Origin of the sequence: Adlercreutzia sp. ZJ141 (assembly GCF_011038965.1) — a bacterium.
GTDB lineage: Bacteria > Actinomycetota > Coriobacteriia > Coriobacteriales > Eggerthellaceae > ZJ141.
Genome location: NZ_JAAKEB010000027.1, coordinates 1 through 14,202, shown reverse-complemented (window position 1 = coordinate 14,202; position 14,202 = coordinate 1). Strand labels below are relative to the sequence as shown.

At 54.8% G+C, this 14,202-nt stretch carries 10 protein-coding genes; 3 read left to right on the top strand and 7 right to left on the bottom strand.

What is annotated here, in order from left to right:
* Nucleotides 1-318: 318 nt before the first annotated feature.
* The 3 genes from G7Y44_RS09815 (at nucleotide 319) to G7Y44_RS09805 (ending at nucleotide 3,844) form a co-directional block, all read left to right on the top strand.
* Complete coding sequence (locus G7Y44_RS09815; RefSeq protein ID WP_165249529.1) at nucleotides 319-1,770, top strand: ATP-binding protein; 1,452 nt, start codon at nucleotides 319-321, stop codon at nucleotides 1,768-1,770.
* A 450-nt stretch (nucleotides 1,771-2,220) separates the two neighbouring features.
* Complete coding sequence (locus G7Y44_RS09810; RefSeq protein ID WP_165249527.1) at nucleotides 2,221-2,622, top strand: DUF4143 domain-containing protein; 402 nt, start codon at nucleotides 2,221-2,223, stop codon at nucleotides 2,620-2,622.
* A gap of 247 nt (nucleotides 2,623-2,869) precedes the next feature.
* Nucleotides 2,870-3,844: a Rossmann-like and DUF2520 domain-containing protein gene (locus G7Y44_RS09805; protein WP_165249525.1), complete on the top strand. Its 975-nt coding sequence runs from the start codon at nucleotides 2,870-2,872 to the stop codon at nucleotides 3,842-3,844.
* 59 nt (nucleotides 3,845-3,903) lie between these two features.
* Here the strand turns inward: G7Y44_RS09805 and G7Y44_RS09800 are convergent, their stop codons facing one another.
* The 7 genes from G7Y44_RS09800 to G7Y44_RS09770 all read right to left on the bottom strand — a co-directional run bounded on the left by G7Y44_RS09800 (nucleotide 3,904) and on the right by G7Y44_RS09770 (nucleotide 13,987).
* Nucleotides 3,904-7,068, bottom strand: a complete 3,165-nt coding sequence (locus G7Y44_RS09800; RefSeq protein WP_206214465.1) for a type I restriction endonuclease subunit R — start codon at nucleotides 7,066-7,068, stop codon at nucleotides 3,904-3,906.
* Complete coding sequence (locus G7Y44_RS09795; protein WP_165249523.1) at nucleotides 7,065-8,318, bottom strand: restriction endonuclease subunit S; 1,254 nt, start codon at nucleotides 8,316-8,318, stop codon at nucleotides 7,065-7,067. The genes G7Y44_RS09800 and G7Y44_RS09795 overlap by 4 nt, the downstream gene beginning before the upstream one ends.
* Nucleotides 8,290-9,381 carry a virulence RhuM family protein gene (locus tag G7Y44_RS09790; RefSeq protein WP_165249521.1) on the bottom strand — a complete coding sequence of 364 codons (1,092 nt, stop codon included), beginning with the start codon at nucleotides 9,379-9,381 and terminating at the stop codon, nucleotides 8,290-8,292. The genes G7Y44_RS09795 and G7Y44_RS09790 overlap by 29 nt, the downstream gene beginning before the upstream one ends.
* The gene (locus G7Y44_RS09785) at nucleotides 9,381-10,964 is read right to left on the bottom strand and encodes a type I restriction-modification system subunit M (protein ID WP_165249519.1); all 1,584 of its coding nucleotides are present in this window, start codon (nucleotides 10,962-10,964) and stop codon (nucleotides 9,381-9,383) included. The genes G7Y44_RS09790 and G7Y44_RS09785 overlap by 1 nt, the downstream gene beginning before the upstream one ends.
* A 2-nt stretch (nucleotides 10,965-10,966) precedes the next feature.
* The gene (locus G7Y44_RS09780) at nucleotides 10,967-11,131 is read right to left on the bottom strand and encodes a hypothetical protein (RefSeq protein WP_165249517.1); all 165 of its coding nucleotides are present in this window, start codon (nucleotides 11,129-11,131) and stop codon (nucleotides 10,967-10,969) included.
* A gap of 96 nt (nucleotides 11,132-11,227) precedes the next feature.
* Nucleotides 11,228-11,899: a methyltransferase family protein gene (locus tag G7Y44_RS09775; protein ID WP_165249515.1), complete on the bottom strand. Its 672-nt coding sequence runs from the start codon at nucleotides 11,897-11,899 to the stop codon at nucleotides 11,228-11,230.
* A gap of 783 nt (nucleotides 11,900-12,682) precedes the next feature.
* Nucleotides 12,683-13,987, bottom strand: coding sequence for an ATP-binding protein (locus tag G7Y44_RS09770; RefSeq protein ID WP_165249513.1), 1,305 nt, complete (start codon nucleotides 13,985-13,987; stop codon nucleotides 12,683-12,685).
* Between the last annotated feature and the right edge of the window lie 215 nt (nucleotides 13,988-14,202).

Genomic DNA, 14,202 nt, shown 5'->3' with positions numbered 1-14,202 from the left:
AAATACGCCATCGCTCACCCTTTCTTCATAGCCGCAATGCTTCTATTGCAACTCCATAGCACCATATAGAAAACCCTTTTGAAGTATTTTGTCAATCCTCCACAGAATATACAAAAAGACCAGCTCAGTGGCTGGTTTTTACAGATAAGCGTATGTCGAAAATCCTAAAGAATTCTGGTGTCAAATCCTAAAGACGGGGGCGCGTTCGGAATTGTCGACAAGATGGTTTGTCCGCTTTTGAGAGTTCATCGGTGCGATCAGATCTTGAACGCGTGCGGTAAAATTGGCAAGACAACTGCGTGATGATGGGAGTGCGGATTGAACCTTAACGAATTTGGACAGTTCAAAGAAGGCAACCGCTTAGAGATGAAGGCGGCACAGGGGCGAGACGGGAACGGTGCCTTGCCGCGAAGCATATGGGAGACGCTTTCGGCCTTCGCTAACACATCGGGCGGCGTCATCGTGCTGGGCGCAGAGGAAAAAGAAGACGGAACCTTCGACGTCGTCGGCATCAAGAAACCGGACAAGGTGATCGACGACTTCTGGAACGCAGCCCTATCTGAAGACAAAGTGTCGGCTCGGTTCATGCAGGATTCTCACGTTACAAGGGAAATCGTTGACGGCAAAGAGATCGTGGCCATCCGCGTGCCCTGGGCAGATCGACACATCCGCCCCGTCTACATCAACGACGACATTTTCGGCGGAACATTCCGAAGGACCCACACCGGTGATCACCACTGCACGCGGGAAGAAGTGCTGTCGATGCTGCGCGATTCCGACACGTCGAGCCAGGATGGCAAGGTCATCGACAAGGCCCGCATGAAAGACCTCGACTTCGACACCATCAGGCGCTACCGCAACGAATTCAAGCTAACGCGCAGCGAAAGCGAATGGAACAGCTACGATGATAAGGAGTTTCTACAGGCTGTAGGCGCGATAGATACCGGCGAGGACGGCGAGCTTCACCCGACCGGAGCCGGATTGCTCATGTTCGGCAAGGACCGGTGGATCACCAAAGAATTCCCGCACTACTTCCTGGACTATCGGCAGGAGGCGGGTGCTGTGGAGCGGTGGGCTGACAGGTTCACGAGCCAGCCAGGCGATTGGTCTGGCAACATATACGACTTTTACGGCAAGGTATACAACAAGCTGAAGGCGGCGCTGAAGGTGCCGTTCAGTTTGGACGAGAACATGCGCCGTGTAGACGACACACCCGCCCACAAAGCCCTTCGCGAGGCAATCGCCAACTGCCTGACGAACGCGAACTATTACGAGCGGCGCGGCATCGTGTGCGTGTGGCACGACGATTCCATCACCATCGAGAACCCGGGCGACTTCCGCATGCCCGTGGAAGAGGCTATGAAACCTGGCAAGTCGGACCCGCGCAACGAGACGATGCTCAAGATCTTCTCGTTTGTGAACATCGGTGAGCGCGCGGGCAGCGGCATGGGAACCATCGTTAACGGCTGGAAGGACGGGGGTTACCCAGAGCCGATCTACGAGGTGGAGTACGGTCCCGACCGAACTACGCTCACGCTCCCCTTGGCCGAGACTGTCGGCAGCAGTGAGCGGCAGCTGAGCGAGAACGAGGTCGTCGCGATCGGGCTCGCTAGGTCAAACGGGAGGGTCACTACACGCGAGCTTGCCGAGGCGCTGGAAAAGAGCGAGAGGACCGCAGGGAACGTACTCAAGGGGCTGGCAGAAAAGGGCGAGCTCGAATGGCACGGCAAGAGCAAGCGAGACCCATTGCAGCATTACACGCTCGCGTAGCTACTCCGAAGCGGGTATTTCGGAGTAGTTTCGGAGTAGTTTCGGAGTAGATTTCGGAGTAGTTTCGGAGTAGCGGAACGACCAGATTAAAGGCAATCGAGTTCTACGGTGCGGGTCTGAAGCGTATGCAAGAGCGCGAGGCAATGGCGCTGGAGATCGCTCGAACCAACGGCAAGGTCACCACCGCCGCGCTTGTTGATGCGGCGGATGCGGGGAGAAGAACGGCTGCGGCCACTTTGAAGAAGCTCACGGATTAGGGACTGCTTGTGTGGCATAGGACAAGCGCGGGCGCTACGTAGGCGGGCAAGCGGGCAACCAGAGCGGCACGGAGCTGAACGTGCACGCGGCATACCTTTCACGACGAGCTGCGCTTTTCAGACAAAACATTGCGAAATATGACATATTGCATATTATTAGCATTGCGAAAACTGCATTTGGCTGTTCGTCACCATGATGTTCAACAGCGAGGACAAGGCGAATGAGGCCATCTACGCAAAACTCTTGAGCAACAGCCTCCCTGCAAATCTAGGATACCTGTACGAGAACGCCGCTGCGCAGATGCTTGCCAGTGTGGGCAGAAGCTTGTTCTACCATACTTGGATCCCCGAGGGAGGAAGCCATTCCTACGAGGTTGACTTTCTGCTCGCAGACGGGGCGAAGATCGCCGCCGTGGAAGTGAAGTCGTCCAACGTAAACAACCACACGTCTATCAACGAGTTCGCCAAGAAATACTCCAAGGTTACTTCAAGGCGCATCCTCTTCTCGCAAAAGGACGCATCGCGCAAAGAAACGCTCGAGCTAAAGCCGCTCTACCTAGCGCCAATCACCTTCGAGAAGATAGGGCACAACTAGAGATCCGTTAGCGGTAATTGATTAGCGTATTGACGATGCAGCAAATGTAGGGCGAAGGACCGCTGTCACAACCTTGCTGAAGCTAAAGGACATGGGGAAGTTAGAATGGCATGGCCGCAACCCCAATGATCCGGATCAGTATTACACCCTGAGCAACCTTACCAATACAAAAAGGCCAACTCCCAAAACAAAAATCGTCCAACTCGCTAAGTTAAAACGGTCCAACTCCCCAAAGACACCTGCTTGCGTGTCCGCGCGATCTTGTGACACACGGGATCGCACGCTAGAATGCGGATGGGGACGATATCCGCCGTGGAGGGAGGAACCGTACCCACGTGAAAGGACTCATATGAACGTTGGCTTTATTGGAGCCGGTAAGGTAGGAGGCGCTCTCGGACGATACTTCGTCGCGCACGGCATCCCTATGACCGGCTATTATGACGTGCACGCTCCCGCAGCACAACGTGCGGCACAGCATACCGCGACCGCTGCATTCCCCGACGTTGCCACCTTGGCCACGTCAAGCGACATCGTCTTTCTCACCGTCCCCGACTCAGTCATCGCGCCTGCCTGGCATGCCCTGCGCGACGCCTGCGCCGAGACGGGCACGCTCGAGGGCAAGGTCATCTGCCACTGCAGCGGCTGCATGCCTGCACACGCCATCGACGATGCGGCATCCTGCGGCGCCTATGCCGCGAGCGCCCACCCGCTCATCGCGGTGAGCGACCCTCTCATGGACCTCGGCGTGCTCGAAGGTGCGCACATCACCCTCGAGGGCGACGCGGAGGCCGTCGACGCGCTGCGCGAGCTGCTAGCGAATCTGCCCAACCCCCTGCACACCATCGACAAGAGCGACAAGGTGCGCTACCACGCCGCAGCCGTGCTGGCGAGCAACCTTGTGCTCGCCCCGCTTGCCGCCGCCGAACGCCTCATGGCCTCCTGCAGCTTCGACGAGCAAGACGCACGCGAAGCACTTGAACCTCTCATCTGGGGAAACATCGACGCATTCTGCACGCACGGCGCAGTGGGTGCCCTCACGGGTCCCGTCGAACGCAACGATGTGGCCACTGTCGAGGGGCACCTGCGCGCGCTCGATGCGCACGACCCCGCAACCGCCCGTCTCTACCGCGCGCTCACGTTCGCACTCGTCGACATCGCGCAAGCCAAGCACCCCGACCGCGACTACGCGTCACTTGCCGCTGCCCTTGAGACCTCAGCGTAGCACATAGGATCGTGTGGTAATAGGGCAGAATGACCTGACCCCATTGTTACATGCCACACTTATTCGGCGCTCATGTTGTTGAATCGCTCGAAGAAGGCTTTTAGCTTCTCGATAACACGCGCCTTCATGTCGGCGTAGGCGTTGGCCGGGGCGAAGCGGCTCGGCTTTTTGGTCATGAGCTTGGTGATTTCGGTGCCGGTTTCAGCAACCTCGCCTTCCACAAACGAGCGAGCAACGAACTCGCGGGTAGCCGCATCGTCGAGCGCCTCATCGGCAATAATGGCGGCAAGCTCCTTCTCCTTCTGATTGGCAATGTATGCCTTCCAGTCGGCCGTAACATCCTCGCTTGATTCTAGGCTCTCGATGAAGCGCTCGATAAGGTCGCGCTTGTTGCGCAGCTCGTAGCTGGAGCGGATGGCACGCTCCACATCGGCGATGATCAGCTTATCGGTGCAGTGGCTGTCGTGATACTTCTGCACGAGCATGAGGATGTAGTCGATGTTGATGTCCACCTGCTTCAACAACTCTATCTCAAAAACCAGGTCATCATTGATAATGGTGGCCTCTTCCTTGTCCTTGCGCCATTTCCGGTAGAGATCGGTGTACACGCTTCGATAATCCTGCTCGTCGCGCGCCGGAAACGGGTCGTCATTGGCAAACTCGTCGAATGCCGTAAGCACGTTGCGCAATCGTAATATGGTACCGAACAAGCGAATGAACGCCTTCTCGTCCTCTTCGCCTAAGATCACCTGCCCCAGCAGGAAGCGGTCGTAAAGCTGCGCGAGCCGGTCGCGATATTCCGCCATGTATTCAGCGTAGGGCTTCAGCAGCACAATACCGCCTGCATCTTTGTCGCCAAACAGGCTGATGGCGTGGTTCACGCGGTCTTCCAAGTTGCGGAAGCACACGATGTTGCCGTAGGTTTTCACGCTGTTCAGAATGCGATTGGTGCGGCTGAATGCCTGAATGAGGCCGTGGTCATGCAAGTCTTTGTCAACCCATAAGGTATTAAGCGTGGTGGCGTCGAAGCCGGTGAGGAACATGTTGACCACAATAACCATATCGAGCTCGCGGTTTTTCATGCGGTCGGACAAGTCCTTGTAGTAGTTCTGGAAACCGTCGCCCGACGTGTCGAAGTTGGTGGAGAACATGGCGTTGTAGTCGGCAATGGCGGCTTCCAGAAAATCGCGGTCGGGCGTGTTAAGGCTGGCCACGTCGAAACTCTCGTCGAGAAGGCCGCTGCCATCGTCGCCCTCGTTCACGCCGAAGCTATAGATGAGCGCTATTTTCAGGCGTTCGCCGCCGCGTTCTTCCTGAATGCGCGCAAAAGCGCTGTAGTACACCTTCGCCATGTCGATGGACGCCGTGGCGAAGATGGAGTTAAAGCCCATGACGCGCTGGTCTTTCAAAAGGTAACTTGAGCTGCGCCGCGTCTTCTGCGCGAAGTGGTCGAGCACATAGCTCACAATTGAATCCACGCGCTCCTTGGCCTTATACGCGCCCTCGCGGTAGATGTCGTAGACTTTCTGGTCGGGGTAGTCCTCGCGCTTCTTGATGGTTTGAATGTAGTCGATACGAAACGGCAGCACGTTGCCATCGCGAATGGCGTCAACGATGGTGTAGGTGTGCAGCTTGTCGCCAAACGCCTGCTCGGTGGTGCGAAGGTGCGGGTTGCCCGATGAACTGGCATTTTCCGCGAAGATTGGTGTGCCGGTGAAGCCGAATAGATGGTACGTTTTGAAGTACTTGGTGATGGCTTGGTGCATCTCGCCGAACTGGGAGCGATGGCACTCATCGAAGATAATAACCACATGACTTTGGTAGACTGCATGCTTCTTGTTCTTCTTAATGAAGACGGAAAGCTTCTGGATGGTGGTAACCAGAATGAGACAGTTAGGGTCGGCGAGTTGGCGAGCCAGCACCGCCGTTGACTCGCTTCCGTCCACCGCGCCCTTCTCGAAGCGGTCGTACTCGCGCATGGTCTGGTAGTCCAGGTCTTTGCGATCCACCACAAACATGACCTTATCCACACCGGCCATGCCACTTGCCAGCTGTGCCGTTTTGAAGCTGGTGAGCGTTTTGCCACTCCCGGTGGTGTGCCACACATAGCCGCCAGCCCGCAGCGTACCCAGCATGCTCTTGTCGTTTTCGCTAATGAGAATGCGATTTAGAATGCGCTCGGTTGCCACAATCTGGTAAGGCCGCATGACAAGCAACCTCTCATCCACGTCGAACACGCAGTAACGCGTGAGAATGTTCAGAATGGAATGCTTGGCGAAAAACGATGCAGTGAAGGGAACTAGGTCGTAAATGGGCACGTTGTCGGCATCGGCCCACCAGCTGGTGAACTCGAAACTGTGGGATGTTTTTTTGCCGCTCCTTTTCTTGCCACGCGATTCTTCGATGTGACTCCAGCGCGTGGTATTCGAGTAGTACTTGGTGTGGGTGCCGTTGCTTATGACGAAAATTTGCACGTACTCATACAGCCCGCAGCCACTACAAAAGCTGTCGCGCTGGTAGCGCTCTATCTGGTTGAACGCCTCCTTAATATCGACGCCGCGCCGTTTGAGCTCCACGTGCACAAGCGGCAGACCGTTCACGAGTATCGTGACGTCGTAGCGGTTGTCGTAGGTGCCACTCTGCGCATACTGATTCATCACCTGTAGGCGGTTGTTGTGCACGTTGCGCTTGTCGATAAGCTGGATGTTTTTCACCGTGCCGTCATCGCGGTGGAGCACCTGCACGTGGTCGCGCTGAATGCGGCGCGTCTTTTCGGCGATGCCCTCGTTCTCGCTGGCGATGCAGCCCTTGAAGAAGCGCTGCCACTCCTTATCGGTGAAGGTGAGGTTATTCAGAAGCTCCAGCTGGCGGCGTAAGTTGGCAATGAGCTGGTCTTCCGACGCGAAGATAACGTACTCGTACGCCTGACGCTGCAATTGCGCGATGAATGCGCGCTCCAGTTCCGTCTCGCTCTGATAGGCTGTGGAGCGCCGCCCCTGCTTGGGTGCCGCAGAACACACGGTAGCTTGCCCGCCAAACGCCATAACCTCGAAGTCCATGGTTGCGGGCAAGTCGTCAACCAGCGAGTCAACGGGTGTTTCCGCGGGCGCGTCTTCGGGCATGTTGATGACCGCGTAATCAACGATGCTGCCGTACTTAACACTGTTATGGCGTTGAGCGCCGTCGTACCCACTTGCAACACGCGACGTCATGTCCTCGTTCATGCGACTTTCTCCTTGAATGAAAGCAACTTGTCCCGATAGTAGGCGTACTGTTTGCGCCGCGCCTCGATTTCAGCAGGGATGCCTTGGGTCATATCTCCTACGAGCGCATCAAAGCTATCAAGAATAGAGACGATCTTTGCCTGGGCTGCAAGTGATGGCACTGGTATTGTGAGACTTTTGATGCGGCTTGCATTAAGGTCACCTCGGGCACCTTCCTTTTTGGCAATTAGCTCGTCGTACTGATTGCTGATGCAATGGAAGACATAACGATACAGCGCGATTGAATCGTCGATTTCTAGATTGAGGCAGTGCTGATTTGTCGCCAACGGAATCTTATTTATCCCACACCTACCGGCTGATGCACCTGAAATTGCAACAATGATACAGTTCGCAGGAATCCATCTTGCCGAGGAACCATCCAAGCCGGCTTGAGTAATTCGACCAGAAACGTCGTAAATATCGGAGAAAACAACTTCCTGTGTACGCAGCCAGGGTATGTTACCGTTTTCATAATACTCAGGATGGGACTTATTAGGAGTTCCGCCTGAACAGATGCTTTTCGAAACATCTGATAACGAAAGCCAAGTAGCGGACGCAGCATGCTTTTCCAGAAGAAGGCGACGATAGTAGGCATACTGCGCCTTGCGCGCCTCAAGCTCCGCCTCAAGCTCCGCCTCAAGCTCCGCCTCAAGCTCCGCGAAGGAGTCTAACACACGCACAATCTCTTCCTGCACTTCCATAGGAGGAACAGGTGCAGGAGTTTGCTTAACTATTTCTGAGTTCAGGTTTGAAACTGAACTTGTATTCACCTTGCTGAGCCAATATCGCTGTACAACAGATGACCGGAGCAAGTGATAAAGAAATTGAGGCGAATATGTTTTTTCAAATTCACGCAACGAGAGCCAGCCGTCATGAATACAGCCATCGATTTTTAAGATGTACGGACGTCCAAAACTCATGGAATTCGATAAAACAAAATCCCCGGATTGAAGATACCTTGATCTCTCTTTGCCCTCCTTAGTAATTTTTTCTTTTGTCTCAGTGATGTACTTACCGTCGGGGTTAACATCACCGATCTTGATCCAAGGAATACCGTCTGGGGACTCTGTTACGTAATTCCTAATTGGACGCGGGGAAGCGCCTCTTTCAATCGTCATGATCTCACCCAGCGCCTTGTACTCCACCCCGTCGGGGCAGAGTCGCTCAATCAGCTCTTCGATTCTACTCATCATCGCCCCCACGCTCGGCATCTGTTTCTTGTTCGGGCAGTTGTTCGGTAGCACTCACTTCAAGCAAGAACCGATCGAAATCGCTCTGATAGAGCCTATCTTGTACAATACGAAACTTCTCAAACTCGGTTTCCGCATGCAGTTTTGCTAACTCGGCAGATATCCTTCCATTATCTTGAAGCACTTCGCGATCCCATATTGTTAGGAATCTATTGAGCCTCATCTCCCAATCCTCCATCGTCATGGGGATATGGCGCATGGCTTGCACCTCTGCATAGTCCAGGTACGATTCAACGATTCTTTCGAGCTTGGCAAGTTCTTCACCCGTTAGGTAGTTCTTTGCGATGGTTACGTCGTACTTATGAATCTTCCCATGGGGCGCACCCTCCCAATTTGTAAGCCCCATGTGCTCTTTTGTGGCATCAGCGCGATCGTAGATAACTTCAGCTGCCGTATTTCCATGAACGCTGTAATGCATCTTGTTCTGAACTGCCGCAAAGAAACGACGCGTCGCCTTCGCTGAGGGGTCATAATCAAGCGCAGTCGCATAGATGTCGGTGATCTTCTGATAGAAACGCCTTTCAGAAGCCCGTATTTCACGAACCTTATCAACCTGGCGATCGAAGAACTCTTGCGTGAGGACACTCCCACTGTTTTTCAGGCGATCCTCATCCATCACCCAACCTTGAATGGTGTAGTCCTTAACTATGTGGTTAGCCCACTTACGAAACTGCACGGCTCGTTCGTTGTTTATCTTAAAACCTACTGCAATGATTGCCTGCAGGTTGTAGTGGTTTACCTCGCGTGATACCTGCCGTGTTCCCTCGAATTGAACTATCCGGAATTTCCGGATAGTTGCCTGCTCTTCCAATTCGCCGTCAAGATACAGCGTTTTCAGGTGCTCATTAACTGTTCGAACGTTGACATCGTAGAGCTGAGCCATGAGCTTCTGTGTGAGCCATATATTCTCGTTCTCATAGCGCATTTCAATACTTGTTTCAGAGTCACCCGTGGAAGCAACAAACGTAAGATACTCCGCAGCACTGGAGCGGATAATGTCCGCTTTTTTTCTCTTCGCCACCATTACACCTCGCCTTCCAAATCGGCCACGATGGCATCAATTTGCGTTCGCAATTCCTGCTCGCGAGCGACGATGCGAGCTATCTCGGCATTAAGCGCCACGATGTCTATTTCCTCACGGTCATCGGGCTTTTCAACATAACTGCTCACGGACAAGTTTGCTTCATTTGCCAGCACGTCGTCGTTCGATACGAGCACGGAAAAGTGTTCCCCTTCGGTGCGCTTGACGACCGCCTCGGCAATGCGGTCGATATTGGCTTGCGACAGCTTGTTCTTGGCGTCGGCACGTTTAAACTCGTTGCTTGCATCCACAAAAAGGATGTCGCTTGTGGCTTTTGAGCGCTTCAGCACCAGCACGCAGGTGGCAATAGTGGTGCCGAAGAAAAGATCGGCGGGCAGCTGGATAACGGCATCTACGAAATTGTTGCGCACCAGGTAGTCGCGGATTTTTCCCTCCGCGCCACCGCGATAGAGCACGCCCGGGAACTCGACAATTGCCGCCGTGCCCTCGGTGGAAAGCCAGCTTAACATGTGCATGGTGAAGGCGAGGTCGGCCTTACTGGGCGGCGCAAGCACGCCCGCCGGACTAAACCGTGGGTCGTTGATGTTAAGCGGGTTGTTTTTCCCTTCCCATTTGATGGAGTACGGCGGATTCGAGACGATGGCGTCGAAAGGCTCGTCATCCCAGTGGGCGGGAGCTTTAAGCGTGTCTTCGCGCTCCAGGCTAAACCGGTCGAAGTTGATGTCATGTAGGAACATGTTGATGCGCGCAAGGTTGTAGGTAGTCAGGTTAATCTCCTGGCCGAAGAAGCCACTGCGCACGTTGTTCGCGCCCAAGATTTTGGCGAACTTGAGCAGCAGGCCACCCGAACCGCAGCACGGGTCGTACACTTTGTTCACACTGCTGCGGTTGCCGATAGCGATGCGGGCAAGCAGCTCGCCAACTTCCTGCGGCGTGAAAAACTCGCCACCAGACTTGCCCGCGTTGGACGCATACATAGTCATGAGGAATTCGTAGGCGTCGCCAAAGGCATCAATGCTGTTGTCTTGGAAGGTGCCGCCGAAGTTAAGGCTGCCGATTTTGGTGATGAGCGTGACCAGCTTCTTGTTTCGCTCGATGACGGTGTTGCCAAGCTTAGGGCTGTTGGGGTCGAAGTCGGCGAACAACCCCTTGAGCGCGTCTTCGGAATCGGTGCCCACGGCGCTGCCCTCGATGTTGGCGAACACGCGCACCAGAATTTCGTTGAGATCGTCGCCTCCCTCTTCCGCAGCCATGCCGTTCTTGTCCACAGTTTCCAACACGCGGGAAAACAGTTCGCTTGGCAGAATGAAGAAGCCTTTTTCCTTCACGGTTTCTTCGCGGCCATACTCTGCCTGATCATCGGGCAGCGTGGCATAGTCAAACGACGGGTCGCCCTCTTGCTCGGCAAGGTAGGTACACAAGTTTTCGCTGATGAAGCGGTAGAAAAGCGTGCCTAAGATGTACTGCTTGAAGTCCCACCCGTCAACGCTGCCGCGCAGATCGTCGGCAATGGACCAGATGGTCTTGTGCAGCTCGCTGCGCTGCTGTTCAGGTTGGATGGGCATGCTTACTGGCCTTTCTTTTCGATAGAATTCAGGATATCAGCGATCTGCTCGTTGAGGGAGTTGATGTTTGCTTGTATGGTACGGATGTCATTCATAATGTCTTTTGCAGTGCGGGTCTCGTCGAGGATGGCGCTGTAGTCGAAGACGACGGCTTCGCAATTGGTCACATCCTTATCGATGGGCAACGAAAAGCGCTGTGACCGTCACAATCGACAACTTGAACGAGCTTGGGGGCCTTGGCTTCTGAGCTGCGGCCTTGTCCGCTACCAGACGTGCGGGACGAGCCGCCACCTCACACGACGCAGGTATTCTGGATAGCCTTCGAGCTCGTCGGCAAGCACCTTCTCTTCGTTGCGTATCCTCTTGGCGATTATGGGGACGTACGCGAGCATAATCACGAATGAGAACGGGGAGCCAAGCACGACAGGCATCGAAAGGAACAGCAGCATCGTCGCGCTGTACATGGGATGCCGCACTATGCCGTACAGGCCGGTGTCCACCACATGCTGACCTTGCCTCACCTCTATCGTGCGCGAAAGGTAGGCGTTCTCGCGCATGACCTCCGCATAGAGCGCGTATGCCGCAAGGAACACCACCGCGCCCGCCCACGACGCCCACTCAGGTAGCATCGGCCAGTCGAAGCGACAGCCGAGCCCGGCGACGACGAAGGCGGCAATAAACATGAGGCAGGAGAGAGCGACCACTGTGCGCTGCTCGACCTGTTCCTCGCGTGCGTTCAGGCGGATTCTAAGCAAGTCCGGCGCCTTCGCCATCATGACGAGGCCTGCCGCGAACATGGGCACGAAAAGAACCCCCACGAGCAACCACCCGCGCCACCAGGACAGCGTCCCCGCAGGCAGGAACAGTAAAAGACCGACGGCCAGAAGGCCCGCAACGAACTTCACAAGCGCAGACCTGAACAACGCTGCATCCATATAATCCCCCTAACGACGAGGATATCATCTTACTGCAAGCGGCCGTGCCTGTGACGTGTCCTCAAGGAAACGCTGAGTGTGATTCTCCGTTGCTTGCCCTGCGTATCAATGGCTTCGAATCTCAGGTCAAGTTCCTCATAACAAGAAGTTACGACGTCGAGCATATAGGCAACAAACCGTATAGGCAACAAACGGCGCATGGTTGTTTTTCCCATTCTGTCAGCCCGTTAAGCTGGCAAAAAACTCACGAAATGCGCGATTGTGCAAAGTTAACCGTGTCTTCGGGAAGATTTTTCACGAAATGCGCGACTTGAAGCGGAAAATACGAACGGAAATAAGCGAGAAACGAGAGTCACCTTTCACTTCTCGAAAATGCCTTTACGTTTTCCCTGGTCAACGGCGACTGCTGTTTTTCCTGAAGATTCGGCGAGCTTTACTGGCTCCACCACACTATGCATTTCATGGAAAAAGTGGCAGCGAGCGAGGTATTTTTCGCACGATCGCTCATTTCGTGAGTTTTTTGCCAGCTTCCTCTGTGTGCAGCCGAATACGTTGCCTAACTGGCTGACGTGCAGCCATAACGAAATACGAAGGCATGAAGAAGGAGCTTCGCAAGTGCGTAGAGAACCTTGACGACGATTCATTCGCTGCCGGAACATGGTGCGAGGAGTTCACAAACAAGTGGTAAGTAGTTGTTAGATACGAGTAGCGCCCTGTCGCTATTCCTGTGGCACATGACCTATCCCACAGCATGAGTTAGCTACCTCGGAGTATTACGCGTCACTAAACTCCGAGGGTATCAACTGTCGCCACTTGAACTCCGTCTTCACGGAGATGAGCAATGCCTCCTACGCCCACCACAGCAAGCATGGCAGACGGTTCTCGGTAGCCAGCCCGCTTCATCTTGGCTTTCAGTGCCAGCAAATTTCTTGCTGCCGCTTCTTCCTGGGAGGCCCCCAGCTTTACCTCCACAGGAATCCACGCGCCATCGCTTCTCTCGATTATCAAATCCGCTTCAAGATCAGACTGATCGTGGTAATGCCGAACGCTTGCCCCGATAGCTTGGGCGTAGAAGATGAGATCGTGGGCCACCAGCGACTCAAACAGAAATCCAAGCGTTTTTGGGTCATCCTCCAACGAGGAAACCGATGCGCCCAGCGCTGCCGCAGCAAGCGAGGGATCGGCCAGATGTCTTTTAGCTGAAGATCGGATTTTCATTGAAGGGCGCAGTTCAGGCGCCCATGAGGGAATGTCCTGTACGAAGTACAACCGCCGAAGGGCCTCTAAGTATTCGTTCATGGTGGGTTTTGCTATGACGAGTTCTGAGTCGGCTGGGTCGGCTGCATCCCTTTGGAGGGTCTTGTTGTTAGCCAAAGTCGATTCATTGCGGGCAAGCGATGCTATAAGGCGTCGAACTTTGCTTCGGTCACGCTCCACGCCATCAACTTCGCTAACGTCCTCCTCAATGACGGCTTTAAGGTACTCCCTTGCTATAAGAGCCCCTTCTTTGGCGGTCTTGCCCCTCGCGTCGGGCCAGCCTCCTGCTACGACGAGCTCCGCAATACGAGTCAGCGTTAAATTTGAAATCGCTGTGACTCCGTTGCCATCGAAGAGCGCCTTTAGAGACACCTCGCCGGATGATTGCCCGAGTTCCCCTTGGGTCATGGTTCCCATGGAAACGCGTGCTATTCGACCGGCACCGCTGTGACGAGGCATTTCCTGATCCTTGTTTTTCTTACGTTTGAGAGAGGAAGAACCCGTGAGAACAAACTGGCCTTTCTCGTGTGTCCTGTCGCATTCGTATCGGACTGCATCCCACAGCTTTGGAACATCTTGCCACTCGTCAATAAGGCGCGGGCGCGGCCCTTCCAACGCGCGCGCCGGGTCAATTTGCGCCAACGTGCGCGCACGAAAGTCTTGTGCGGGGTCTGCCATGCTTGTTTCTGAAACAGCGTGGTTCTTCGCCGTCGACGTTTTGCCGCACCATTTCGGCCCCTCGATGGCAACTGCGCCAAACACTCTCAGGTTTTCCTCTACTATGGCGTCAACTATTCGCGGAACATAGCCTTCTATTCTGAGCGTCTTCAAGTCATGACCACCGGCATAGCCGGTGGCTTGATTGGGCGACCCTGTAAGGGTCGCGAATGCCGGCGGCGGCAAGCCGCGATGGCCCAGCGCACTCTTGCCGGCCGCCCCTAAAGGGGCTGCGTTCGCACCTTACCGGTCGAACCCGCCGCCGTCCTCCTGATCTTTTATGTACTTCTTTATCGTGGCCTCGTTCAGCCCGACGGTGCTCACGTAGT